Below are 25,538 nucleotides of genomic sequence, written 5' to 3'. Positions count from 1 at the left end.
ACCTTAATTCTGCTTCCCACAAAAAAAGAAAAAACAAGATATGGGCAGCAAGTTGCAAGATTAAGATTCCGTGCAAGAGCAGCAATAGAACCCTGTATTTCACATTTAAAAAGAAACCACTCCTTAGGATTAAACTTCCTTAAAGGAGTGGCTGGAGATATTCATAACGCCCTATTAGCAGGGATTGGATACAATTTGAAGATGAGATTGAACCAAATCAAACAACAAATTCTTTTTTGGCTCGAAGTTGTTCTCAAAATCTTCTTAGGCAAGTATAATTTTCAAAATGAAAAATTAGCTTTTTAAGGAATGACTAGTTAATCAAAATATTTTAGGATATAATCCAACAGCCTCCGGATCAGCAGCTCCGGCTACGATCACCACTGGAAGCAATACTGCAACAAAACAGCGGTGCAAAAAATGGGAAAAAACAGCAGGAGGCAACGGCCATAGCTATTGCGCCTATACCATCAATAATCCTATTGATTTTGGTGCAGCCTATAATATTGCACAAAGTTCTAATGGTTATCTTTTAACGGTCACCGCTGAGAATGAGTGGGCATTTGTCTTAAGTAATATTATCAATGATGGCTTGGGATTAGGCGGACCTGTTCTTAACCAAAACATATGGTTAGGGTATGTAAAAGTCAGAAGACCCGGCAATAGCAGTTGGGTTAACAAATACGAATTTATTACGGGAGAGACCTGGGATATGTTTTGGGCCAATTCAGCCTCAACACAAGATCACTTTGCCAGCGGCCAACCCGTTGAGGCTACAACAGACAATAGTTCCAAATGTGCTTATATTGCCAACAGTTCAACCAACAGTTCGCGTCAATGGTACTCTGCCACGTGTAGCACAACCCCAAATTACACAAATCTAATCATTGAATTTACTAACTAAGATGATGATACCTAAGAAACTTTTTACATTAATAATAACATCCATAATCTGCACTTTTGCGCAGTCCCAGAATAAGAATATTGGAATTGGGACAGACAATCCGGATGCTTCTGCAGTGCTTGATGTTGTTGCAACAGACAAAGGCTTCGAAGGGCCTAACGTTGCCTTAATCAGCCGTACCGACGCACTTACAATACCCTTACCTACCGACGGGTTGATTGTTTTTAATACCACGACATTAAGCGGAGACACAGACACCGAACTGAAACCATCTTACTACTACTGGAAAACCAGCAGATGGTATCCTTTTGCTGATGATACAGAAGTTAATGTCGTAACCAATGGTGTTTTCCCCACAATCTTGGGTTATACTCCAAATGGGACCCATAACAGCGCATCTTTTACAGATGGAGGCCTTAGTTTCACGGGTCTTGGTTGCAAGCAGTGGAAACAGGCCAGCGGAGGTAACGGAAACTGGTACTGCGCCTTTAGAAAGGGAACTGTTAACGATACCAATTACAACGCAGGCATGAACTGGGCTCAGGCTTTCAGCGCTGCAAAAAGCAGAGGTGGTTATCTGGCAACTTTCACCTCCACGGCTGAATGGAACTGGGCAAGAACCAACCTCATCGAAAACACAACAGGATATAATTTGGCCAGCCACATTTGGATTGGTTATAATAAAATTAAATATTCGGGGAATACAACTGAGTTTACATGGATTACCGGAGAAAAATCCAGGGTTAGTTGGGGCGACGTCGCTTCATTACCATATATACAACATTATTTTACCGGAGGTAACAACCCAAGCGAGCCAAATAATACCGGAGGTAACGAAGGATGTACGCATATTACTTCTGTTGACGCAGGAAGAAGCAGAACATGGAATGACAATAACTGCAATGCCGGTGGCTCTGGTGGCTGGGCAGGACCATTTTCTGAAATAATCATTGAATTTGAACAGTAATTTTCAAATCATCAAGAAACCAGCCTGAAAAATAAATTGCTCCTTCTTCTTATTTTTCTAAACATAAAGCATAAGTTTGATCATTAATATTGCAGATTTTTATGACAGAATATTTGATTTCTATACATTTGTGTTTTTATGATATGTTGCGCAATCCTGTTAAATTAATATTGCAAAAATCATCATAGTTGAGAATTAAACTGACAAAAAGACAAAAAAAATCGTTCAAATAAATCGTAAAAATGAAAAACAAGCTTATAGCACCTTCCCTTTTGTCTGCTGATTTTGGAAACCTGCAAAGAGACATAGAGATGCTAAATCATTCTCAGGCAGACTGGCTTCATGTAGATGTGATGGATGGGCGTTTTGTTCCCAACATTTCTTTTGGATTTCCCGTGATGAAAACGATCCAGCAGCACGCCAAAAAATTTGTGGACGTCCACCTGATGATTGTAGAACCCGAAAAATATGTAGAAGAATTCATAGAACACGGCGCGGACCTTGTCTCCGTCCATTATGAGGCATGTACGCATCTGCACCGGGTGATTCACCAGATTCAGAACAAAGGCGCAAAAGCGGGTGTTGTACTTAATCCTGCTACGCCTGTTTTGCTTTTGGAAGACATTATCTCTGATGTGGATTTGGTTTTGCTGATGAGTGTCAATCCCGGATTTGGCGGGCAAAAATTTATTGACAACACTTATAAAAAAATCAGTGAGACTAAAGATTTGATTTTAGGCAACAATTCTACAGCATTGATTCAGGTAGATGGCGGCGTTAATCTGGATAATGCCTCAAGGCTTTTTGATGCCGGTGCAGACGTTTTGGTTGCAGGTAATGCTGTTTTCTCATCAGAAAATCCTGAAAAAACCATAGAACTCCTGAAAATCTAAATAATGGGGAGCTTCATCCCGCTGTCCATTGTATCTTTTTTATAATGACGGCAGAGCCTTTGTCAAAAAAAGGATGTTATAGAGCACAATTACAAAAAAGGATGCCGTTAACATCGGGGCCAGTTCCAGAAAAAACGGAAAAAGCTGTCAAAATCTGACAGCTTTTTATGTATGACATTTCCGGGAAATGTATTAGAAAATCTCTCTTCCTGAAAAATGGAACTGAGCTTCTATAAGCGCATTTTCATCAGAATCAGATCCGTGAACCGCATTTTCGCCAATGCTTCTTGCAAAAAGCTTTCTGATTGTACCTTCTGCTGCTTCAGCAGGGTTGGTTGCCCCAATTACAGTTCTGAAATCTTCTACAGCATTGTCTTTTTCCAGAACAGCTGCAACGATCGGCCCGGAAGACATAAAGTCTACCAATTCTCCGTAAAAAGGTCTCTCTGCATGAACTTCATAGAATTTTTTGGCATCGGCTACAGTTAGCTGCGTTAATTTTAAGGCTTTGATTTTAAAACCAGCCTCACTGATTTTCCCAAGAATCGCACCAATATGTCCATCTGCAACGGCATCTGGCTTAATCATGGTAAATGTGATTTTTCCTGACATTATTAAATTATTTTTTTTAGAACTGCGAATTTACAATTTTTTTCCTTAGATTTGTAATCGGAAATTCTTTTCAAAGGAGTCGAGTTATTGGCACAGTATTTGTTTCATTAATTTCGATTCTCATGTTTAATTTGAGTTTTCATGGTTATTAGTTTTTACCCCAACTTCGGTTGGGGTTTTTTTGTTTAAAACAAGCAATGTTTTACAAAGAAAAAGCGCCAAAACAAAAAATTGTTTTGACGCTTTTTATACTTAATATTATAACAATTTAGCCTAAGAAAAATTTACAAACTCTGTGTAAACAGGCAGAGAACCGACAATCTTATTCAAACAGATCCACGGCTTCAGGATTGGCTACAGGGTATTTCTCTGTAAAACATCCGAAACAGTGGTTTGGTGAACCTAAAATGTTAATCAAATTATCGACTGTCAAAAATTCTAAACTATCCACATCCAGGTATTTCCTTAGTTCTTCTTTGGTCATATTGGCAGAGATCAGGTCATCTTTTGTCGGCGTATCAATCCCTAAAAAACATGGCGCTACAATTGGCGGCGACACGCTCCTGAAGTGGATTTCTTTAACACCCGCGTTCTTAAGAATCTTCACCAGACGTTTTGAAGTGGTTCCACGTACAATAGAATCATCAATAATGACGACTCTTTTATCTTTCATTTCTGAGATAATCGGGTTGAGCTTGAGGTTTACAAAATGTTCTCTCATCTCCTGAGACGGTATAATGAACGATCTGCCAATGTAGCGGTTCTTTATCAAAACCGGGCGGAATGGGATACCTGAAGCTTTGGAAAAACCAATGGCTGCAGGAACTCCGGAATCCGGAACACCAATCACGATATCAGCGTCAACAGGAGCCTGCTCCCAGATCTTCATACCTGATTTTTCGCGAACTTCATGAACGTTGATCCCTTCTAATGTAGAGTCAGGCCTTGCAAAATAAATATACTCGAAGGCGCAGATCTTATTTACGCAATCGTCTTTTACAAGATAGGATTGCAAACCTTCTTCGTTATCACTGGTATACACAATCTCTCCGGGCAAAATATCGCGGACATATTGCGCGCCAATCCCATCCAGAGCACAGGTTTCTGAGGCGACAACAAAGGTATTTTCATCTATAGCTCCCAAGACCAATGGCCTGATGCCATTAAAATCACGAAATGCAAAAAATTTATTTCTTGTAATCCCGACTACCGAGTAAGCTCCTTCTATCTTTTCCATTGTGGCTTTTATTGCGCCACGTAGACCGAGATCAAGGTTTTTTTGAATCAATCTTAAGATCACTTCGGTATCTGATGTCGCACGGAAAACCACGCCTTCGTCTTCCAGTTCTTTCCTGAGTTGTTTGGCATTTGTAAGGTTACCGTTATGCGCTATGGAAAGGATGATCTGATCATATTCGTTTTTCGCAAAAAATGGCTGAAAATTATATTTCTTTTTATCTCCTGCAGTTGTGTATCGCGTGTGCCCAATAACAGAGCTTCCCATAAACTGTTCTGGATCTTCTATTGTTTTGAAAACGTCCAAAACAAGACCTTCGTCTTTTACGGAAAAAATCTTCCCCTTATTACCAACCGCTATCCCACATGCTTCCTGACCACGGTGCTGTAAAGCGAAGAGCCCAAACTGTGACAGGGAAAAGGTATCCATGTTTTCGTCTGAATGCAGTCCAAAGACGCCGCACTCCTCCTCCATCTTATCGAAGGGATAATTCCCCAACTCTTCCCTGGAAAGATGCTTGCTGTCTTCAAAATCCTGATATCTGTTCTGGAAGGCGTATTTTGGTAGTGTGCTGTATTTTTGAAATTGTAAATCCATTTTAATTATTTCTCGGATTTTATTTTTCTAAAGCAGTTTGCAATCTGTTATAAATCTCAACATAAGCTTCTGTTATTTCTCCCAAATCTCTTCGGAACCTGTCTTTGTCGAGTTTTTTCTTGGTGTCTTTGTCCCAAAGTCTGCATGTATCCGGGGAAATCTCGTCTGCCAAAACAATCTTGCCATCCGAAGTTTTCCCCAATTCGATCTTGAAATCAACAAGGATTACATTCATCTTATCAAACAAAGTTATCAGCAACTGATTGATCTTATCGGTTAAGGCATACATCTCCTTAAGTTCCTCAAAAGTTGCCGCACCTAAAAATACTGCCTGATAATCATTAATCAACGGATCGCCTAATTCATCTTTTTTGTAGCAGATGTCAAAAATAGTTACCGGTGATTTGGTACCTTCTTCCACACCCAGTCTTTGGGCCATACTTCCTGCCGCGTAATTACGCACCACCATTTCCAACGGAATGATGTCCACTTTTTTCACCAATTGCTCCCTATCATCAAGTTTTTCGATAAAGTGGGTTGGGATACCGTTCTCTGCAAGATAGCCGAAGATTAATGTAGAAATAGCATTATTTAGTTCGCCTTTTCTATCAAACTGCCCGCGTTTTTGGGCGTTAAAAGCAGTTGCATCGTCTTTGTAACGTACCACCACTTCGTCAGGTTTGTCTGTAGCAAAAACCTGTTTAGCCTTACCTTCGTAAAGCATTTCTTTCTTTTGACTCATAATTACTTTCATTTTATTAAACAAAATCCGTGATTGACACAGTTTCCGCTTAAACTTTTTACGATTAGATTTATGCACAAATTTACGAATTTTATATTTCTTTTTGAAAGGATTATTAATTCTGTAAAAATCCTTGTAAAGAAGCACTTTTAGGTATTAATTTTGGTGAATCAAAGCGGTAAAACAAACGTTTATGCAAAAGACATTTGGTGACAAAGTCATTGAGTTTAATAAAAATCTGAACTATAACGGGGAACTTCCCGAAGGCTTCAGGGTTCTCAATCCTTACCTGGACAATCCCGAAACGATGGATGTGATGAAACGGTTTTATCACAAATATTATAATGACGAAAAGCAGCGCCAATTCATCATCGGGATCAATCCCAGCAGGCACGGTGCGGGTGTAACGGGCGTTCCTTTCACTGATACAAAACGGCTGAAAGATGTTTGCGGAATCCAAATGAAATCTGCCCACACCCACGAAGTTTCTTCGGTTTTCATTTATGATATGATTGAAGCTTTTGGCGGTGCCGAGAAGTTTTACAGCACATTTTATATCAACTCTCCTTTTCCGCTGGCAATTATCCGGAAAAACAAAGACAACAATTGGGTCAATGCTAATTATTATGATGATAAAACCCTTTTTGAAATGGTGAAAAACTTTATGACAGACTCACTCAAAAAGCATATCAGTATGGGACTTGACACATCAACGGTTTTTGTTCTTGGGAAAAAAAATGCAGAGTTTATCCAAAAACTCAACCGTGAAGCCAAACTGTTTGATCAAATTAAAATCCTGGAACATCCGCGCTATATCCAACAGTACAAATCAAAGGAGAAACAACTCTACATTGACAAATATATCCTGACCTTAAACGGAAAGTATTAACCTCATTATTGACATTCATACATCATTATGAAAACAAAATTCAAAATTGGCGACAAAGTCAGCTGGAACTCAGAAGCGGGTCACGTTTCCGGAACCATTATAAAAATCCATACGGAAAACTTTGATTACAAAGGTTACACGCATCATGCTACCGAAGAAGATCCGCAATATGAAATCAAAAGTGATAAATCCGATCACATTGCGGCACACAAAGGCTCAGCATTGACTAAAATCTAAAAAAGCATCCCTAAAAAGAGATGCTTTCTTCGTTGATTGAATATCTGTTTATTTTTTGATAAACTTTATTGATTTTCCGTCTAAATTTAAAATATAATTGCCTTGCGGAAGAGTGCGTACATCTATCGAATTCTCTGTATCAAAAGGATCCTGAACAGCCTTGATCAACTTACCAGAAAGATCATAAATTTTTGCCGATCTCATAGTTTCAGTATTTCCTTTAATATGGATTTTATCAATAACAGGGTTTGGGTAGATGCCAAAATTTGGACGGTTTGCCATGTCATTAACCGCTAAAGACCCCAAACCAAGACAGTAATCCGAAGCGTAAGAAGTCCATTCATTACCATTAAATACTGAAGTCGGGTTAATAGTTTCCGCCTTCCTGTAAAGTGATTGGTTGGCATTGGTATTGTCAACACCTTTAGAGCCAATCGCATCAATAGTTGTGGATTTATATGACAATTCCACATACTGGCTTCCCGTAAAATTGAGAGCCGGCGCATTGCTCACAAACGCAGCATCTGCAGGATTAAGACAACTTAAAACAGAATTCGGATTGATAACTACAAAGCTCTTGTTATCTTCAATTTTGCCTTCCAACTCTGATGGTTCTGCAAAGAAATAATTAGTAATTTTCTGCTGGATGCTTAATTTATATCTTGTTAAATCTACACTGTGTCCGGTTTTGTTTGTAATTTCTAAAGCTTTGTTATTATCAGATCCTTCAATATATTTGGTAATCTGCAAATCCTTTGCAAAAATATCATTTTCTAAAGTCGTAATGCTGACCGTATTGCTCTGCGCACTTTCCAGATAAGCATTGTTATAGGCTTTAACTGTAAAATTATAAGTGGTATTGGGCGTCAGATGATCTGCCGTAAAAAAACCGTTTTTTGCTGCGCCGAGCAAAACACCATCCAGATAAATCCTGTAACCAATAACACTATTATCCGGGCTCGGTTGCCAACTGAGGTTAATAAAATACGCAGAATTTCTTTCCAATTTCAGTTGATAAGGCGCAGATGGCGCTGTGGTACTCAACGTCTGATCCCAGATAAGTCCCACCCATTCCGGATGATCAATGAAGGGATTTCGGTTTTTCTGAAGATTGTAAACCGCATTATTCCTGTCAATCTCTCTCTGAGAAACCGGATCCTGGGCATTCCAGCTCATAAGCATAGCAATATACCAGTCTTCATAAGCCTTTTCCTCGGTGCCATCCAGCGGATTCTGATCTTTTGAAGGATCAGCTACATTGGTTGTAAAATTAAAGGAACCCAGTTTACCCTCATACCGCACAGCGTAATACAGCAGAGACCTTGCGACATCGCCCTTAAACTCATCAACAGGCTCATAAACCCTTCCTTTGTAAGTGGCATTGGGCGTTCCGTTGGAAGCCTGCTTTGATCCGTTGGTAAAAGTATAATAAACTGTTGAGCCCGCTTTGCCATAAGGATAATTACTTCTCAGCTGATTGATCCTGGCATCTGTGGGAACCACAAAAAACAGATCCGAATACATTGGATAAGCACTATTAAAAGAACTTTGCGGCATCATGTGCTCCCGGTTCCAGCCGAGACCTTCGGCGTCGGCACCGCTCACAATATTATTAAGTGTATAATGGTAAGCCGTACTACCATTTGGATTGTTAGAATAGATATCCAACAAGTATGTGGTGTTATCAGCATTATAATCGTAATACTTATCTATGTCGGTCTGTCCGTACAAGGTTTTGAGATCATCGTAGTGATAATTATAATTTTTTGTCGCAATTATATCGTGCAGCTTACTTTTCAGCACATATCCGCTTAATCCTTCCGTACCCTGATAATAAGATTCAGGAGCCTGAGCATTGTAAAATAAAGGAATCAGTAGTATTGCAGCCAGTATATTTTTAATCATATTTAGTTTATTATAACAGAGGCTAAAATTATTATTTTTTGATAAGATCCTTTAATATATTTTGATTTTTAATATTAATAATTATTTACAACAAAAAAATCCTCTGTAAAAGAGGATTTAATCTATTAATAACCAACTATTATTCTCCGGTTATGATATTATGCAGTGTGTGCTTCAGGCTTTCCAACTGCTCTTTTTTATTATCAAGCTTCTCGTAAGTATCTTTCAGCAATGGATTATCCCTGTTTGGCGAACTGAAGAAAGAGAGGTTATTTTCCAACTGTACCACCTCTGCCTCAAGATCGGCAATCTGGTTTTTAACCTTTCTGGCTTTATCCGTTAGCTGGCTTTCTGACAGGTTTTCCTCCTTAAGGTCAAACTCATTGATTTTGTTGAGTTTGAGTTTTTCCCGCAAGGTTTTATTAAAGTCCGTATTAATCGACAGCTTATCTTTTGGCACTTTACCTATGGCATTCCAGCTGTTCTTGATGGTTTCAATTTTTTCTATGGTGCCATCCTCATCCGTCAGTGCCTTAAGCTCATCCAGCAGTGCTTTTTTATTTTTGTAGTTTTCTTTCCAGTTGTCACCGGCCACATTATTTTTGTCTCTGTAATTCTTGAAAAAAGTATTACAGGCATCCCGGAAATCATCCCAAACCTTGTTAGCCTGGCTTCTTGGGACATGGCCAATGGTTTTCCAGTCTTCCTGAAGTTTTTTGAAAAGCGGAACCACGGTCTCCCAATCCTCAGAATTCATATTGTCCTGAGCTGTTTTTATTAATGCCTGCTTTTGTTCAAGGTTTTGGATCTGAGAGCCTTTCAGATTTTTATAAAAATCATTTTTAGCAGTGTTAAAATCCCGGAGTGTCTGCTTAAAATCGGTCCAGTTTTGATTGGATACCTTTTTTGGTACTGCGCCTAATTTTAGGAATTCGGATCTTAGGTCCTCTACTTTTTTGATCGCCTGCTGCCAGTAAGAATGATTAATATTTTGCGGTGCAGCAAGCGTTTTAAGCTCCTCTATAATCTTGGTTTTCTTTTCAAGGTTGTCCTGCTGCTCAGTTTCCATTACAGCGATCAGCTCAGACTTCCTCTCATGGATTTTGTTAGAAATCTCTTTAAACTCATCCCACGTTTTCTCACGAAATTCCTCTGCAACCGGCTCAGCCTCTTCCTTCCATAATTTATGAAGATACTGCAACTCGTTAAGTGCTTTTTGCACGACTTTCTCATCCAGCAGTTCTTTTGCCCTTTGGATGATCTGATGCCTTTTCTCCAGGTTATGGGAAAATTCCTGCTCGAGGTATTCTTTATTAAGATCCAGCATCTCGTTGAACATCTTAAGATGATGGAAGTAATTGTTATTAAGATTTTTGAATTCCGATTTGGCGACCTGACCTGCATTGCCCCAAGCCTCTTTGATCTCTCTGATCGCTTTAAAAAGATTGGTACCCGGTTCAGAACTCGTATAGAGATTTTTCAAACGCTCTATAATGGCCAGCCTGTCATCCAGGTTTTTCTGATGTTCGACCTCCTGCGCTTTATGAAAAGTGTCTAATTTTTCTTTATAAATATTGACGATCGCAGACAATCTTGAAGCTAGCGGATGATGAAAATCAAAATGTTCTTCTGCATTTCCCTGAGCAAGGTATTCCTGTTTTTTAGCTTCTATTTCATTTGATAATTTCTGTGTTACCTGTTCTTTAAGTGCATTAAAACGTTTTGCAAAAGTAGCGGCATCGGCTTTGTTAATAATATTTTCCATCTCATCCAGCGCGTCTTTTGGCGAAAGCAGAGAAAAATCTTCTTCCACATGCACCGGATCCGGATGTTGAGAATTGGTTTCTGTTTCAGCATTCGCTTCCGGAGAAGTCTCTTCTAACTGCTGATTATCAGTAACATTACTTTCCGTGATCAAATTCTCTTTCTCAGGATTTTCATTTTCAATATTCATAACAAGGCTAATTAATGATAAAAACTACTTTTAAACGCACTAAATTAACTGTTTTTCGCAGAAAAAACCAAATATTAAGTATGAATTTTTAAAAAAACCAAAAATACCGATTTTATTTTACAGACCATTTAAAAACTGCCATTTACTTGACAAAGGGGTTTTGATATCGTATCTTTGCCGCTCGAAGAAATTTAACCTGCAGGCCACATACCTGCCCTAAAAAATAAAATCCGTAAATTTTATGAAAACATCTGATTTCAATTTTGATTTGCCAGCAGAACTATTGGCAGAACACCCATCGGAAAACCGCGATGAAGCAAGACTGATGGTTCTTGACAGAAAAACCGAAACGATAGAACACCGTCTTTTCAAAGATGTAATTGACTATTTTGATGAAAAAGACCTTTTCATTTTTAACAATACCAAAGTTTTTCCTGCAAGATTATTCGGGAACAAAGAAAAAACAGGCGCAAAAATCGAAGTTTTCTTATTAAGAGAACTTGATGCAGAAACCCGCGTTTGGGACGTATTGGTAGACCCAGCCAGAAAAATCAGAATTGGCAACAAATTATTTTTTACCGAAGACGAATCGTTGGTTGCCGAAGTTATAGACAACACTACATCCAGAGGCAGAACACTTAGATTTTTATTTGATGGTTCTTACGAAGAGTTCCGTGCAAAACTGACCGAACTGGGTGAGACACCATTGCCAAAATACATCAAAAGAGAAGTTGAGCCGGAAGATGCAGAACGTTACCAGACCATCTACGCCAAAGTAGAAGGCGCTGTTGCAGCACCTACCGCAGGTTTGCACTTCTCCAAGCATCTTTTGAAAAGGATGGAGATCAAAGGGATCGATTTTGCAGAAATCACGCTTCACGTTGGTTTGGGAACTTTTAACCCTATCGAGGTTGAAGATCTTTCCAAGCACAAAATGGAATCTGAAGAAGCTATTATTGATGAGAAAAATGCTGCTATTATCAACAAAGCGGTTGAGGAAGGGCGCAGAGTTTGCGCTGTAGGTACAACTACAATGAGAGCTTTGGAAACATCGGTATCATCCAACAAAAAAATCTCTGCCTATAGAGGTTGGACCAACAAATTTATCTATCCGCCGCATGATTTTGGTGTGGCCAATGCAATGATTACCAACTTCCACACGCCCAAATCTACGTTGATTATGATGATTGCGGCGTTTGCCAACAAAGATTTTATCATGAGAGCTTATGAAGAAGCGATCAAAGAAAAATATAAATTCTATTCTTACGGAGATGCCATGCTAATCCTTTAAGAATTAAATTTTGAAAATTAAAATGCGCAGCTCTGGTTGCGCATTTTTTTTTGCTTAAACCACAAAGTAACAAAGGTTTTGATTTGGATTTCTTTTTAATATTTAATCAGAACATAGAATTCTACTTTTTTCAACATTTAAAATCTTTATTCAATTTGGTTCTTTTGTGATTTTTATGGATTCATTTTGAACAAATTTCATTAATTTCATCCTATGAAAGCACTTTCTGTATTAGCATTATTTTCTATTACGCTTTCCTGCTCCCAATCGCAGGATAATTTCTCTGTCATCTGCAAACTCCCGAAACAGCTTAAAGAAGCTTCGGCTTGTGAAATATCAAAAGCGTCTCCTTTGATCTGGACGATTGAAGATAATCATAACCATAATATTCTTTTCGGTTTTAATGAAAAAGGTGAATTAATCAGGAAAATTACTATTTCCAATGTTGAAAATAACGACTGGGAAGATTTGACTTCTGACGACAAAGGGAACATTTATATCGGAGATTTTGGAAATAATGAGAACGACCGGCAAAACCTGGCCATCTATAAAATCAACGCTTCGGATTTAACAAAAGATGAAGCCCAGGCAGAATCGATAATCCAGTTTTATTACCCCGAACAAACGGAATTCCCACCAAAGAAAAAAGAACGTATTTTTGATGTAGAATCTTTCTTTTTTCACAATAACAAATTCTATCTCTTCACAAAAAACCGAAGTTCCCAGTTCGACGGAACCACCGTATTATATGAGGTTGACAACGATAGCAGCAAAAAATTTGCAGCAAAAAAAATCGGGAGCTTTGTAACCTGCGACCAGTTCAACCATTGTGCTGTTACGAGTGCTGACATCAGCCCGAATAAAGATAAAGTAGCCATTCTGAGTTCTGACAAAGTCTGGATTTTCACCAACTGGAAGGGAAATAATTTTCTCTCGGGAACTGTAGAAAAAATAGAACTTAATCATCACACGCAGAAAGAAGGGCTCTGCTTCAAAGATGAAAATACGATCCTTATGACCGACGAAGGGGATAAAAAACACACCGGAAACCTCTATCAATTAAAACTGAAATAACAATCATTTTAGAAAGTCCCACCCAATCCTACAACCAACCGGCCGCCGTCAGAAGAGCGAAAATAAGAGGTATTGAAGGAAATAACATCCAACACACTTAGCCAGAATCCACCACCATAAGCATTATGCCATTTGTGCGATGTTTCACCGAGATTCCAGACTCTTCCCAAATCGAAACCTCCGAAAACCCCGTAGCCAACAGGTAAAAACGAGTTGCGGAATTTCCCAAGATCATAACGTAAATCTGTCGTCTGATAAAACGAATTTTTACCATAAAAACGATTGAACCGGAAACCACGCAGATCCTGGTTCCCGCCCAAAGTTGCCATCTGATAAAACTCATAATCATCGCTTAGGAGCCATTTTGCTTTGGCATAAGAAGACCAGACCAGCTTCTTGTTATTGGTAAGATAATGCAAAAAACCAAGACCAGTTTCCAGATACGGCAGTTGTCTTTTGATATTTTCGAGATTGATTTTCCAGCCGGTTTTGATATCGAATTTCATCCCCAGCTTGGGGTTGGCTTTGTTATCGTAATTTTCATAAATATAACTGAGTTCTGCATTGCCAAATTGTTTTGCAGAGAAAACATCCGGATTTACAATGCCCGGCAAACTGACAAAACGCCCGTCGGTCCTGTTAATTTTCAAAACTTCGTATCCTAGTTTTGCAGAGAATGAAGATGCATTTTTGTTCCAGTTAATGGACGGGAAAAAACTAAATTCCTGAGCTCTTACATTGGTAAATCGGTTTCCATACTCTTTATTCAAATTAACGGTTTCGTTTCCAATTCCGTAGAAATTCCTGATATAATGTGAGCTGGTCATTCTCGCGTCTAACTGATAAAACCAATGGCCAGTCAAACGTGGAAAAATCCCCTGGTAAGCTACTTCATAGCCTTTGGTTCCTGTAAAATAATTGGTTTTAAGAATATGCTTGCTGCTGAATGGATTCTGAATAAAATTATTAACGGTAAAAGACTGCGAAAACCCAATGGTAACTTCGTCATCGGGATTAAAACCTGTCGTAAGCGTATTAGAATATGCACTGTATTTTGGGCGTTTATAATTATACTGATTAATATCGTAATCATCTGTTAGAGTGATTTTTCCACCACCATCTTCAAAATTATTCTTCTTGCTCTTGTAATCGTAAATATGGATTTGCCTACCGTTTTTGATCTGATAATCATCATTATCCAGCCCGCCAAAAAGCCGGATTTTGATATTGTTATTTTTTGTGCCGGCTACTGTAAAAACATCATCATCGGACATGCCATAAATCCAGATTTCTTTGGTTATTTTTTTAGAAAATACTTTGGAAAATTCCAGTTCCTCCCCTGATTTTTTTAACCGGTAGATTTTGACTTCGGTATTGTGATTGGGAAGCCTTGTGATTACAAACTTATCTTTTTTATTGGTTCCTGCCAATAATACTTTCCTACTTAGAAATTGATAATAATCTTGAGCATATTTTTGCAAATCGTTTTTACGGATTAATAATTTACTAATGAGATCTTCGGAAGCCTGATCCTGCACCTCTTTTGGCAAATTCGCGAACGCATTTCTAATGTCATTCTCAGTCAGGTTTTGCTGGATAAACAGGGCTTGATCTATCCAATCTTGCTCTGTCAGGCCTTTTGTAAACGCCAAATCCAATGGGTACGGCTCACGGTTAAACCATTTTATATTTTTGATCTTATAATCAAATGTCTGCATGTGTTTAAGGTCCGGAATCCGCATCAGATAAGACGTGATTGCGCCGTCATATTTTGCAAAAGCCTGATCCCTGTCTTTGGCAATCGGGCTGTAGATGACGTTTCCGTTTTCTTTTTTGGCTTCAAATTTCCACTGGTCCTGATGCCTGTCCCAATCGCCAATCAGCATATCAAACAATCTCGCTTTTGCCCAGGCTTTTTCGTCCATTTTATTTTTTTCATCCTTAGCAAGATTGGTCATAACCTCGTCTGTACTCAGCACCTTATTAGGGTTTTCATCCGTTTCTTCAGGTTTTTCTTCAAGATAATACAACTCGTCCCCAAAATTCTGATTATAGGATTTTAAAGTATTCTGTTTTGGGATAAAGAAAAGTTGAGGGTTGGTTTGCCTGATTCCCAGTTTATCGGCCATTCCGCCAATTGCCAGCGGTGTATAAGGGTGAGATGTTGTGTAAAAATCGAGTAAAAAACTATCTGCAAAACTTCCGGTAAAATCATCAATCACATATTGATCTTTAAATGCGACGGCCTGCAAAAATCTCACGCCGCTTTTTTTGAGTGCCCGCATGACATATTCCTGTCCTGCCCGGGTCTCGAGGCGCAAAGACCTGGTCTGATGCCCGCCACCGGCTCTACTTGGTTTTACGCCACCAAAAATGGTATCAAGTTCCAGATTTTTTGCTTCAATCTTTTTGGAATAATAGTAACGGTAATGTTTCCCCCAGAGGAAATTGTAAAGTTTACTTTTCCTTGTCATTACAGAATCGTAGACAGATGCTTTTGTAAACTCCGGAAAATGTTTTGGGAATTTTAAATTCTGTTTTTTTTCTTCGTTCCCAAGGACAGTTGTCCGGAATAGCAACTCCGATTTTTGAGGAGCTAGGCTGTAAAAACTCACTTCCGCATTCCCGGAATTTGAAATCTTGAGGGTTGCAAAACCGTTCTTTCCAAAGGAAAAATCATTATTACCTACTGCTTTGGCTGCTTCGGTTTTAGATCCGGCTCCGCTGATGATTTGCTTGATATCATGATCTATAAACTGCAAATTATGATCGTGACCAGACACTACAATCACATTATCTCTGCCACCCAGTAAGGTTTTGAGTCTGTCTGCCATTTTCTTATAGCTCTGGTTGCTGATATCCTGATGTGTGATGCCACCGGTTGCTCTTATCAGATTGATGCCAGTTCCCAAAACCGGTAACGGGATCTTCTGCTCCAGCGGGTACAACTGCTTTTCCCAGGAATAATAGCCACCGTGAGAGCCGTGGGTAATCAGCGGATGATGTGTTGCCACTACAATGGTTTTGTTCTGATTTTTGTTGAGCTGATCTTCAAATTCCGTATAAAAATCTTCCCTTGTTTTGATCTCGCATTTTTCATTGATACCGGGATTTTTGCTCCAGTCCGCCAAAACCCATTCTGTATCAATCAGGATCAAAGTCAGTTTTTTATTGATTTTTCTGGTTTCTATGGGGCAGCCATTTCTGGGTGCGAATGTATTTTTGTCTCCTAATTTTTCTGTGATATAATCTTCCTCACGTTTCAGTCCCTTGATACCGCCACTGTACCAATCATGGTTACCGGGGATAAAAATAGTTTTTCCCTTGAACTGGCTGGTTAACGAGATCTGATTATTCAGTTTTTGCTCTGCCAAATCCCTGTTTTTATCATCTTTTTTTGGCAATCCGGCAGGATAGATATTATCGCCGAGAAAAAGTAAAGTACTGTTATCACTTGCCTTAGACAAGGAATCTTTTAAAATATTCATATTAAGGAAAGCAGCATCCCTATCCAGACTACCAGCGTCACCCAAAAGATAAAATGTATGAATAACACTGTCTTTGATTGCAGACTTATTTTCAAAATCTTTAGCATTCTTACCGTAATCAGCTTTATTAACGGCACAGGAAAAAGCAATTAATGAAAATATAGATAAGAAGAAATGCAGAGAAATATTTTTCATATGGCTGATTTGATATACAATGATCTGCACAAAGGTCGTAAAGGTATTTTTACCTGGCAAAAAATGTAAAAAGAAGAACAAATATCACATTAATAAAATAAATCTATTTCATTTCCTGAAAATTAATACAAAAAAAACCGCAGTAATCTTAGATATAGATTTCTGCGGAATTAATATTTACTGATAATCTTAAAATTAACCGGCTACAGCGTTTCCTTCAGCCAATCGAAAAATTCTCTCTGCCAAACCAAACCATTTTGCGGATGCAGCACCCAATGGTTTTCGTTCGGGAAGTAAAGGAATTTGGTTTTTAAACCTTTCAGCTTTGCTGCCTGGAAGGCTTCCTGACCTTGCTCATACGGCACACGGAAATCTATTCCGCCTTGGATTACCATAATCGGTTTGTTCCATTGGTCCACAAAATTGCTCGGGTTAAAATCGGTATAAGATTTTGGCGTTGGCTTTTGCCAGTAATTTCCTCCCAAATCCCAATTGGCGAACCAAAGCTCCTCGGTTGTTCCGTACCAGGATTTCATATCAAACAAACCATCGTGTGCAATAAACGTTTTGAATCTGTTCTCGTGAACACCGGCCAGCATAAATACGGAATAGCCACCATAACTCGCACCTACAGCCGCTACTCTATTCCCCTCTACATAAGGTAATGTCTTGGCAAAATCCGTAGCTGACAAATAATCTTTAATCGGTTGTCCGCCCCAGTCGCCACTGATTTGCTCATTCCATTGTACGCCCCAACCCGGCATTCCCCGTCTATTGGGCGCTACAACAATGTAACCGTTGGCTGCCATCAAAGCGAAATTCCATCTTGTGGAGAAAAATTGTGTGAGTGCAGATTGTGGCCCACCTTGGCAATAAACTAAAGTTGGATATTTTTTTGTTGGGTCAAAATTGGGTGGATAATGAAACCAAACGCCCATCTCTTTCCCATCGGTCGTTTTCACCATTTTGAGTTCGGATTTTCCCGGGATTAAGTTGGCGTAATTGTCTTTATTAATATCAGTAATCTGTTTTAATGCCGCATTTTTCAAATCAACTTCGAACAAATCTGCATTATGATTGATATCCGTTTTTGTGACCCAGAGTTTTCCTTTGTTTTCTAAAACAATATCGTTGATGTCAAAATCTCCTTTTGTCAATTGCTTAACAGTTTTATTTTTGACATCAACCGAGAACAATTGTTTTGTTCCCCTGAAAGCCGATGTGAAATAAATCAATTTAGAATCCGAAGCCCAATTTACATCACCGGAAACACTCTCGTCCCAGGCTTTTGTAAGATTGGTTTTGGCTTTGGACTTCCAATCCATAATCACGATATCATTCTTATCCGCTTCGTAACCTTCTCTTTCCATACTGCTCCAAAGCAGAAATTTACCGTCATTACTAAATTTTGGATTCACATCGTAGCCCATCATCCCTTCTGTCAGATTCACTGTCTTTCCGGAAGCCAGGTTGTAAGCAAAAATATCTGTATTGGTACTTTGGGCATAATCTGCACCAGATTTGGCCTTCGTTACATAAAGCAATTCCGAAGAATCCGGGCTCCAGACAAAATCTTCTGCGCCTCCAAATGGTTTCTGTGGTGAATCAAACGTCTTTCCTTGTAACAAGTCTTTCGCTTTATCCACAGATTCTGAAACATTAATCACAAAAACGTGATTGTAAGAACCTTCGTTCCAAGCGTCCCAATGACGGTGGTTGAGGTCTGTATAAATTTGAGCCGTTGTTTTTGGTAAGTCTTTGTACTTATCTTTTCCAAGAAGATTTTCAATATGCACAGCTTTGCTGAAAGCTACCTTTTCACCATCCGGAGAAATTACAATGTTATCAACTTCACCAATCGTATAGAATTCTGCCCAGGTTTTCCCTGAATCTTTGGATAAGAAAATCTGATTATTTTCGAGAGCGTAAATCCCGTTTTTATCCCACTGGATCAGGCTCTTTTTACCCAAATCGATTTTGGTTGCTTTCCCGGAAAGATCCAGCCAGAAAGCTTCGGAATTAGATTTTTCTGTTTTAAGATCTGTTTTGCTGACTTTGTAGATCAGAGAAGTGTGGTCCGGAGAAACGGCCTGAACGCCCAAACGGTTGAGTGTCCACATGATCTCCGGCGTCATGACCTGTTGTGCATTCATCATAAGCGGTGCTGCAGTTGCAACAAGAAGTTGTTTAAAATTCATGTTAGAAAAGATTATTACGTTGTTTCTTTTATAAAACATGGCGAAGTTAAAGAATATTGATGTAACGCAGAAAATCAGCTGCTCGAAAATTGTAAAAATATGTTTCCATTAATTAATTATAATCCATATATTTGCGCTTCAAAATTTATTACTAAGACGATACTATGAGCACAATATTTACGCTGTTTATGATCTTAATTATCATTGCTAGCATTTTATTAGTTATCATCATTATGGCACAGAACCCAAAAGGAGGCGGCCTTTCCGGAACTTTTGGCGGTACTTCTTCTGCAACTTTTGGTGTACAGAGAACCAATGATTTTATGGAGAAAGCCACATGGACTTTGGGAACTACTATTGTAGTTTTGATTCTTTTAAGCATCATCCTTACCGGTAAACCTTCTCAGGTGATGCCTGCCAATGCAGCGCCTGCTAAAACAGAAGCGCCTGCTAAAGCTCCGGTAAACAGTGCACCTGCTACGCAGGAACCTGCAAAATAAGTTTATCAAAAAAAAATAAAAAATCCGCTTTGTATTATTTTAACAAAGCGGATTTTTGTTTTTAAGAGAATAATTAATACCAAAATGCAGAAAAATTGAAATTTAATGATCAGATTGTATTGCAATTACGAAAATTATTTTTATTTTTGCAACCTGTTAATCAACCTCTGACGAAGGACGTGAATGTTGCTTAGCTTGACAAAACAAATTTTTTATTACAAAAAATGGATTTAGTAAAATATGTACAGGATAAGTACATTACAAAAAAAGAATTCCCAGAATTCAAAGCCGGTGACACCATCACTGTGTACACAGAAATTAAAGAAGGTAACAAAACAAGAACTCAGTTTTTCAAAGGAACTGTGATCCAATTGAGAGGAACTGGCCTTACAAAAACATTTACCATCAGAAAAATGAGTGGTGATGTAGGTGTAGAGAGAGTTTTCCCAATCAACATGCCTGCACTTCAAAAAATTGAGGTTAACAGACAAGGTAAAGTTAGAAGAGCCAGAATCTACTACTTCCGTGATCTTAGAGGTAAAAAAGCAAGAATCAAAGATAAGTCTTATACTAAGAAATAATCCTGAGCCTGCTCAACCATATAAAACCAGCCAATTAATTGGCTGGTTTTTTTGTAAAAGAAAAGCTTACAATTCTATAAGCTTTCCAATGTTATATCAAACAAATCTTAAAATGCAATAAATTATTTTTTAACGCAAAGCTCGCAAGAATATCAATATTATTCAATGTTTTTAAGTTCGCAAAGGCGTAAACTCAGCAAAGAACTCGGAGATTTTTATAGCATATTATGATCGAAACGGTATTATTTAATAATCCCTAATTCTTTACCTACCCTTTCAAAAGCTGCAATGGCTTTGTCCAGATGTTCTCTTGTATGGGCTGCAGACAACTGAACCCTGATTCTCGCTTTACCTTTTGGCACAACAGGATAAAAGAATCCAATCACATAAATGCCTTCTGACAATAGTTTTTCTGCCATATCCTGAGATAATTTGGCATCGTACAGCATCACAGGAACAATAGCGGCATCGCCGTCAGGAATATCAAAACCTTTAGCTTTCATCTCTTTTCGGAAATATTCTGCATTTTCCATCACTTTATCTCTCAAAGAGGTATCATCAGAAATCATATCCAACACTTTGGAAGCAGCACCCACAATGCCCGGAGCTAATGAATTTGAAAATAAATACGGACGGGAACGTTGTCTCAGCATATCGATAATCTCTTTTTTCCCGGAAGTGAATCCGCCTAAAGCGCCACCTAAAGCTTTTCCTAAAGTCGAAGTTATAATGTCGACCCTTCCTATAACATCATTGGCTTCGTGTGTTCCGCGTCCCGTCTTGCCAATAAATCCTGTGGCGTGGGAATCGTCCACCATTACCAAAGCGTCATATTTGTCCGCTAAATCACAAACACCTTTCAGGTCAGCCACAATGCCATCCATAGAGAAAACACCGTCGGTAACAATAATTTTGAATCTGTGGTTTTTTTCGGAAGCTGCAATCAACTGCGCTTCCAGATCCTGCATATTGTTATTTTTATAACGGTATCTGGCTGATTTACAAAGACGAACACCGTCAATAATTGATGCATGATTCAGTTCATCAGAAATAATAGCATCTTCTTCTGAAAACAACGGTTCGAAAACCCCACCATTGGCATCAAAACAAGCAGCATAAAGGATTGTATCTTCCATTCCTAAGAAATTAGAAATCTTAGCTTCCAAATCTTTATGAATATCCTGAGTTCCACAAATGAAACGAACCGACGACATTCCATAACCGTGAGATTCGATAGCATCTTGTGAGGCTTTCATCACTTCCGGATTGTTGGATAATCCCAAATAATTGTTGGCGCAAAAGTTCAGCAGTTTTTTCCCGCCAACTTCTATCTCCGCACTCTGTTGTGAGGTAATGATTCTTTCCCTTTTGTAAAGGCCTTCATTTTCTATATTTTCAAGTTCATTCTGAATGTTATTCAGGAATTTTTGTGATATCATTTTGATTAATTTTCGGTTTTAACAAAAATAAAAAAAGCGCTTTAATTAAGCGCTTTTTTGTGATGTTTTAACTTTTTACAGACTTTGAAAAATATTAATTTAAGTAACCCTTCAGAGTTTTAATTAATTATTCTTTGATCACTTTTACCGATTGATTATTGAATTTCAAAATATAATTACCTTTAACCAATGTGGAAATATTAATCTCTGAATCGGCATTAGCTGTTCCTTTTTTAACTAATTTACCATCAACAGAATAGATCTGATAATCAGTCGATTTTTCTAAACCGGAAATCTTAATAAATGTTTTTGCAGGATTGGGATAAACGTGTTTATTTTTTTGATGAACATCATCTACTGCAAGCGAATTATCCTTTGTAACCGTAGAACCTTTTGTAACTATTTGATTTTCATAATTAAAAGTCACGGCGGTAACATCAAAACCAACATCTTTTGAAAAAATCTGATTGTTGGATGAATGGTCTAAAACCAAATAAGCGGTTTGCCCACCAGAACCCGTTACTTTAACTGGCAAGGGCATTTCGAAAAAACTGACAGAAGTGCTGCTTCTTGTCTGCCCGACGCGGAAAGTCAACTGTTTGGTTTCCGAATTCTGTCCCCAACGTATCTGATAGATGGGATAACCCTCACCATATATCCAGTCATTAAAAAACTCTGTGAAATCTTTGCCTGTAAAAGATTTTATAAAATCCCTAAAATCGTTAGTTGTCACATAATTATTAACAAAAGCAGGATTACTCTGGTAAGCCTTTAACATGGCATAAAACTGATCTTCGCCCAAGATCCATTTGATCATCCTAAGAACAAAACCACCTTTTGAGTATGACAATCTGCTGCTGAAAATCCTATTGGACGTTAATTCGTTATCTGGTATGTAAACACTTCCTCCGGAAGAACTGGTTATATAACTGATCTCGCTCGACAAATAACTCTGGAAACCGCTGGCCGACATGAGAAGTTTCTCGTACGTTAAGTGCTCGCCAAATGTGGCAAAGCCTTCATTGAGCCAAATGTCATTCCATGTGGCGCAGGTGAGGTTGTCACCAAACCATTGATGAGCCAACTCATGGCAGATCAGGTTTTGCCCAAAACTGATCATAGAACTCATGGTCTGATGCTCCATACCACCGCCCCAATTAAACTGCATATGGCCATACTTCTCGTTTCTAAAAGGATAAGGTCCAAAATGCTGTTCAAAATTATCCATACAATTGGTGGTCCAGGTAAGATTATTTTGTGTATTGGTACTGGCAGCTGTCGCCGGATAAAGATAATTTACAAAAGGAAAGCTGCTTTGTGAAGTCGTAATTATAGAATTAACTTTTGTATAATTGGAAATCCCCAAAGCAAAAAGATATGCAGCTATAGGATAATTGGTCTGCCAATAAGTCTGTTTTTTGCCGTTTGACAGGATTGTTTCGGAGATCAGTTTACCATTGGAAGCTACAGTGTACTGTGCCGGTGTTGTAATTTTGATGTCCATCTTTTCAATCTTATCGTTCAGGCTTTGTTTGGTTGGCCACCATTCTTTAGCTCCGAAAGGCTCAGACAGTGTTGCTAAAATTGGATCTCCTGCGGGTGTTTTGCTTGCTGAGAACGCGTCAGCATAAGCATCCGGCACACCACTGTAAGTTACAGAAAGAGAATCCGTAGTTTGTGCTGCTAAAGAAGAAGGAAATGTAACCTTAAGCTCATCCGTACTTAATTGCTGGAAAGCAAGCGACTGACCGTGATATTTTACGCTTGAAACAGTGAGATTGTTAGCTAAATCAAAATAAAGATTATCAGTATCTGCCAATAGTCTGAAATGAGACGTTACAGTTCCTGATACATACTGTTTTGTGGGATCCATATCCAGTTCTAATCTCACATATCGCAAATCATAATTAAGTGTATTGGGATTCACATTGACATCTAAGGCAGATCTGGATGCTGCCTTTTTCTCAGATTCTATCAGACCTTTTCTGTCGATATTATTATGCTGCCCAAAAACAGAATTAATCGATAAAATAATCATCAGCAATCCATAAAATTGTTTCATTTTAATTTCTTTTAATTTTAAAAATTATCCAATGCCATAACTAACTCATTGATACCATTAATCAATTATCATTAATAGTATTATCTCCAATTATGACATTTTGCCTCAAAGCTACAAAAAAACTCACAAAAAAAATGTGAGTTTATTAATTTATGAAAACAATTGCAATTACAGATCTAGCGTAGGATCCAGCAGCTGTTCCATCCTGTTTTTCACCTGATCTACAGAGCCTGAGAACCTGTTAATCAACAGAGAAAAAACCAGTGTTTTGTTACTTCGCGTTTTGATATAACCGGCCAGGCATTTTACACCATTCAGTGTTCCTGTTTTTGCAAAAATCTGCCCGTTGGAATTCACAAGGAACATCTTTCTAAGCGTTCCTGTTTGTCCGGCAATCGGCAGAGATGCCAAATACTCTTTATAATAAGGCCTTTTCATAAGCGAAGCAAGAAATTTTACCTGAGAAATGGGTGTTACGGTATGCGCTTTTGAAAGGCCGCTTCCATCCATATAATTAAGTCCGTTAAGATCAAAACCTACTGCTTTCAGATGTTCTGTTACCGCTGCTCTACCGGATTCTGTGGTTTGATCTCCCAGTTTCTGAAAGCCATTAGACTTAAGTAAGGCTTCCGCATAAGCATTGTCACTGTGTTGGTTGGTATAATCCACAATCTCTTCCAGCGTTGAGGACTTATAAGTGGCAAGGATCTCCCTCGGCTCCGGATCTCTGTCGACAATTTTGGGCGTCACTTTCCCAATCACAGTTATTTTGTTTCTTACCAGGCTTTCTCTCAGTTTGTTTGCCAAAAATGCTGGTGGTTCCGCTACTTTGGTCGTTACCCAGCCACCTTCATACTTATCAGCATACACCAATTTATTAGCGTAAGGCGAAATGTAGAAATATTTTTTTTGCTGATTAAAAGGATTGCTGGACTGATTAATAATTAGTTTCTCATTTCTGGGATCGATATCTTTTGTAGTACCAGCCGGCAGATAATAATTTTTCTGCTCCAGCCAAACGATATTTTGCGGAAGCTCTGATTTATTTTCTTTAAAAACAGCCGTTTGGATAATAATATCACCAGTAACTTTTTTAATCCCTTTTTCCTTAACTGCATCCAGATATTGGCTTACAATCTGTCCGTAACTTGCAGCACCGCCTCTGTTTCCGCCCAAAGACGGGTCACCGCTACCTACAATATAGAGATTTCCTGTCAAAACACCGTCAGCGTCAATACTACCGGAATACTCTAACTGTGTGTTCCATCTGTACTGCGTTCCTAAAAGTGAAAAAGCTGTTTCCGTTGTCAACAACTTGGTTGTAGAAGCCGGAATGAGAGGCGCAGTTTCGTTGTAAGCTGTTACAATCTTTTCCGTTTTTGGATCATACACTACAAATCCCCAGTTGGCATTTCTGAGAACCGGGTCTGTAAACATCTTATTGATATTGAATTCAATTTGATCTTTCGGAGACAACAGCGCCTTTTCCGCCGTTACATCTTTTACAAGATTCTGATTGTCAGAAACTTGTGGATAAGTGGAAACTGCGACGCTGCCTTGCGAAAAAACAAATGAAGAAAAACCAATGGAGATGATTGAAAAATAATTTCTGAATTTATTCATTCTCAAAGAATTACATTTTTTATTGAATTATTTAGAATAAGAAATTTTGAGTCATTAAAACATCATTCTCAAAACGTAGTAAAATTAGAGAATATTGCCATCAAAAACGGGGGTAACTGTAATAAAAAACCAGAAATTTTGTTAAATACT

19 protein-coding genes and 1 pseudogene are annotated in these 25,538 nt (G+C 38.5%); 10 read left to right on the top strand and 10 right to left on the bottom strand.

The window, feature by feature from the left end; genetic code table 11:
* The 4 genes and pseudogenes from B0B05_RS16615 to rpe all read left to right on the top strand — a co-directional run.
* A pseudogene (locus tag B0B05_RS16615) lies at nt 1-306 on the top strand (IS5/IS1182 family transposase); the annotation flags it as partial.
* A 22-nt stretch (nt 307-328) separates the two neighbouring features.
* Nucleotides 329-904 carry a C-type lectin domain-containing protein gene (locus tag B0B05_RS17225; RefSeq protein WP_084173947.1) on the top strand — a complete coding sequence of 192 codons (576 nt, stop codon included), beginning with the start codon at nt 329-331 and terminating at the stop codon, nt 902-904.
* Nucleotides 888-1,871: a C-type lectin domain-containing protein gene (locus tag B0B05_RS11715; protein ID WP_143746009.1), complete on the top strand. Its 984-nt coding sequence runs from the start codon at nt 888-890 to the stop codon at nt 1,869-1,871. Before B0B05_RS17225 ends, B0B05_RS11715 begins: the two co-directional genes overlap by 17 nt.
* Nucleotides 1,872-2,113: 242 nt before the next feature.
* Nucleotides 2,114-2,764 carry a ribulose-phosphate 3-epimerase gene (gene rpe / locus B0B05_RS11710; RefSeq protein WP_076783824.1) on the top strand — a complete coding sequence of 217 codons (651 nt, stop codon included), beginning with the start codon at nt 2,114-2,116 and terminating at the stop codon, nt 2,762-2,764.
* A gap of 192 nt (nt 2,765-2,956) precedes the next feature.
* On the opposite strand, the gene B0B05_RS11705 is transcribed toward rpe, so the two are convergent.
* The 3 genes from B0B05_RS11705 to purC form a co-directional block, all read right to left on the bottom strand.
* Nucleotides 2,957-3,376: a nucleoside-diphosphate kinase gene (locus tag B0B05_RS11705; protein WP_076783823.1), complete on the bottom strand. Its 420-nt coding sequence runs from the start codon at nt 3,374-3,376 to the stop codon at nt 2,957-2,959.
* 322 nt (nt 3,377-3,698) lie between these two features.
* Nucleotides 3,699-5,210 (bottom strand): amidophosphoribosyltransferase, encoded by a 1,512-nt coding sequence (purF, locus tag B0B05_RS11700; protein WP_076783822.1) that lies wholly within the window; start codon nt 5,208-5,210, stop codon nt 3,699-3,701.
* 19 nt (nt 5,211-5,229) lie between these two features.
* Complete coding sequence (gene purC / locus B0B05_RS11695; RefSeq protein WP_076783821.1) at nt 5,230-5,952, bottom strand: phosphoribosylaminoimidazolesuccinocarboxamide synthase; 723 nt, start codon at nt 5,950-5,952, stop codon at nt 5,230-5,232.
* A 193-nt stretch (nt 5,953-6,145) separates the two neighbouring features.
* On the opposite strand from purC, the gene B0B05_RS11690 reads away from it, so the two are divergent.
* Nucleotides 6,146-6,841: an SMUG2 DNA glycosylase family protein gene (locus tag B0B05_RS11690; RefSeq protein WP_076783820.1), complete on the top strand. Its 696-nt coding sequence runs from the start codon at nt 6,146-6,148 to the stop codon at nt 6,839-6,841.
* A gap of 27 nt (nt 6,842-6,868) precedes the next feature.
* Nucleotides 6,869-7,078 carry a hypervirulence associated TUDOR domain-containing protein gene (locus B0B05_RS11685; protein ID WP_076783819.1) on the top strand — a complete coding sequence of 70 codons (210 nt, stop codon included), beginning with the start codon at nt 6,869-6,871 and terminating at the stop codon, nt 7,076-7,078.
* A 48-nt stretch (nt 7,079-7,126) separates the two neighbouring features.
* Here B0B05_RS11685 and B0B05_RS11680 read toward each other — a convergent pair whose 3' ends face one another.
* Nucleotides 7,127-8,983 carry an endonuclease gene (locus B0B05_RS11680; protein ID WP_076783818.1) on the bottom strand — a complete coding sequence of 619 codons (1,857 nt, stop codon included), beginning with the start codon at nt 8,981-8,983 and terminating at the stop codon, nt 7,127-7,129.
* A gap of 139 nt (nt 8,984-9,122) precedes the next feature.
* Complete coding sequence (locus B0B05_RS11675; RefSeq protein WP_076783817.1) at nt 9,123-10,937, bottom strand: DUF349 domain-containing protein; 1,815 nt, start codon at nt 10,935-10,937, stop codon at nt 9,123-9,125.
* 241 nt (nt 10,938-11,178) lie between these two features.
* Between B0B05_RS11675 and queA the strand changes: the two genes are divergently transcribed.
* Nucleotides 11,179-12,228 (top strand): tRNA preQ1(34) S-adenosylmethionine ribosyltransferase-isomerase QueA, encoded by a 1,050-nt coding sequence (queA, locus tag B0B05_RS11670; protein ID WP_076783816.1) that lies wholly within the window; start codon nt 11,179-11,181, stop codon nt 12,226-12,228.
* A 213-nt stretch (nt 12,229-12,441) separates the two neighbouring features.
* Complete coding sequence (locus B0B05_RS11665; protein WP_076783815.1) at nt 12,442-13,302, top strand: NHL repeat-containing protein; 861 nt, start codon at nt 12,442-12,444, stop codon at nt 13,300-13,302.
* A gap of 8 nt (nt 13,303-13,310) precedes the next feature.
* On the opposite strand, the gene B0B05_RS11660 is transcribed toward B0B05_RS11665, so the two are convergent.
* Nucleotides 13,311-16,985, bottom strand: coding sequence for a metallophosphoesterase (locus tag B0B05_RS11660; RefSeq protein ID WP_143746008.1), 3,675 nt, complete (start codon nt 16,983-16,985; stop codon nt 13,311-13,313).
* Nucleotides 16,986-17,188: 203 nt separating this feature from the next.
* The gene (locus B0B05_RS11655; RefSeq protein ID WP_076783830.1) at nt 17,189-19,183 is read right to left on the bottom strand and encodes a S9 family peptidase; all 1,995 of its coding nucleotides are present in this window, start codon (nt 19,181-19,183) and stop codon (nt 17,189-17,191) included.
* A 164-nt stretch (nt 19,184-19,347) separates the two neighbouring features.
* On the opposite strand from B0B05_RS11655, the gene secG reads away from it, so the two are divergent.
* Both secG and rplS read left to right on the top strand, forming a co-directional pair.
* Nucleotides 19,348-19,683, top strand: coding sequence for a preprotein translocase subunit SecG (secG, locus tag B0B05_RS11650; RefSeq protein ID WP_076783813.1), 336 nt, complete (start codon nt 19,348-19,350; stop codon nt 19,681-19,683).
* A gap of 224 nt (nt 19,684-19,907) precedes the next feature.
* The gene (gene rplS / locus B0B05_RS11645) at nt 19,908-20,264 is read left to right on the top strand and encodes a 50S ribosomal protein L19 (protein WP_076783812.1); all 357 of its coding nucleotides are present in this window, start codon (nt 19,908-19,910) and stop codon (nt 20,262-20,264) included.
* 242 nt (nt 20,265-20,506) lie between these two features.
* Here the strand turns inward: rplS and kbl are convergent, their stop codons facing one another.
* The 3 genes from kbl to dacB form a co-directional block, all read right to left on the bottom strand.
* Entirely contained in the window at nt 20,507-21,703 is a 1,197-nt protein-coding gene (gene kbl / locus B0B05_RS11640) for a glycine C-acetyltransferase (RefSeq protein ID WP_076783811.1), read from the bottom strand.
* 127 nt (nt 21,704-21,830) lie between these two features.
* Nucleotides 21,831-23,765, bottom strand: a complete 1,935-nt coding sequence (locus B0B05_RS11635) for a M1 family metallopeptidase (protein ID WP_076783810.1) — start codon at nt 23,763-23,765, stop codon at nt 21,831-21,833.
* Nucleotides 23,766-23,933: 168 nt separating this feature from the next.
* On the bottom strand, nt 23,934-25,388 hold the full coding sequence (gene dacB / locus B0B05_RS11630; RefSeq protein WP_076783809.1) for a D-alanyl-D-alanine carboxypeptidase/D-alanyl-D-alanine endopeptidase: 1,455 nt from the start codon (nt 25,386-25,388) through the stop codon (nt 23,934-23,936).
* Between the last annotated feature and the right edge of the window lie 150 nt (nt 25,389-25,538).

Source organism: Epilithonimonas bovis DSM 19482 (assembly GCF_900108115.1).
Taxonomy (GTDB): Bacteria; Bacteroidota; Bacteroidia; order Flavobacteriales; family Weeksellaceae; genus Epilithonimonas; species Epilithonimonas bovis.
This window is presented reverse-complemented; position numbering and strand designations above follow the sequence as displayed.

Bases quoted from the DNA above. Each gene is read 5' to 3' on its own strand.
- B0B05_RS11655 (WP_076783830.1), bottom strand. From the start codon at position 19,183: ATGAATTTTAAACAACTTCTTGTTGCAACTGCAGCACCGCTTATGATG.
- secG (WP_076783813.1), top strand. From the start codon at position 19,348: ATGAGCACAATATTTACGCTGTTTATGATCTTAATTATCATTGCTAGC.
- B0B05_RS11665 (WP_076783815.1), top strand. From the start codon at position 12,442: ATGAAAGCACTTTCTGTATTAGCATTATTTTCTATTACGCTTTCCTGC.
- kbl (WP_076783811.1), bottom strand. From the start codon at position 21,703: ATGATATCACAAAAATTCCTGAATAACATTCAGAATGAACTTGAAAAT.
- rplS (WP_076783812.1), top strand. From the start codon at position 19,908: ATGGATTTAGTAAAATATGTACAGGATAAGTACATTACAAAAAAAGAA.
- B0B05_RS11635 (WP_076783810.1), bottom strand. From the start codon at position 23,765: ATGAAACAATTTTATGGATTGCTGATGATTATTTTATCGATTAATTCT.
- rpe (WP_076783824.1), top strand. From the start codon at position 2,114: ATGAAAAACAAGCTTATAGCACCTTCCCTTTTGTCTGCTGATTTTGGA.
- B0B05_RS11690 (WP_076783820.1), top strand. From the start codon at position 6,146: ATGCAAAAGACATTTGGTGACAAAGTCATTGAGTTTAATAAAAATCTG.
- B0B05_RS11685 (WP_076783819.1), top strand. From the start codon at position 6,869: ATGAAAACAAAATTCAAAATTGGCGACAAAGTCAGCTGGAACTCAGAA.
- B0B05_RS11675 (WP_076783817.1), bottom strand. From the start codon at position 10,937: ATGAATATTGAAAATGAAAATCCTGAGAAAGAGAATTTGATCACGGAA.
- B0B05_RS11660 (WP_143746008.1), bottom strand. From the start codon at position 16,985: ATGAAAAATATTTCTCTGCATTTCTTCTTATCTATATTTTCATTAATT.
- queA (WP_076783816.1), top strand. From the start codon at position 11,179: ATGAAAACATCTGATTTCAATTTTGATTTGCCAGCAGAACTATTGGCA.
- B0B05_RS11680 (WP_076783818.1), bottom strand. From the start codon at position 8,983: ATGATTAAAAATATACTGGCTGCAATACTACTGATTCCTTTATTTTAC.
- purC (WP_076783821.1), bottom strand. From the start codon at position 5,952: ATGAGTCAAAAGAAAGAAATGCTTTACGAAGGTAAGGCTAAACAGGTT.
- purF (WP_076783822.1), bottom strand. From the start codon at position 5,210: ATGGATTTACAATTTCAAAAATACAGCACACTACCAAAATACGCCTTC.
- B0B05_RS11705 (WP_076783823.1), bottom strand. From the start codon at position 3,376: ATGTCAGGAAAAATCACATTTACCATGATTAAGCCAGATGCCGTTGCA.
- dacB (WP_076783809.1), bottom strand. From the start codon at position 25,388: ATGAATAAATTCAGAAATTATTTTTCAATCATCTCCATTGGTTTTTCT.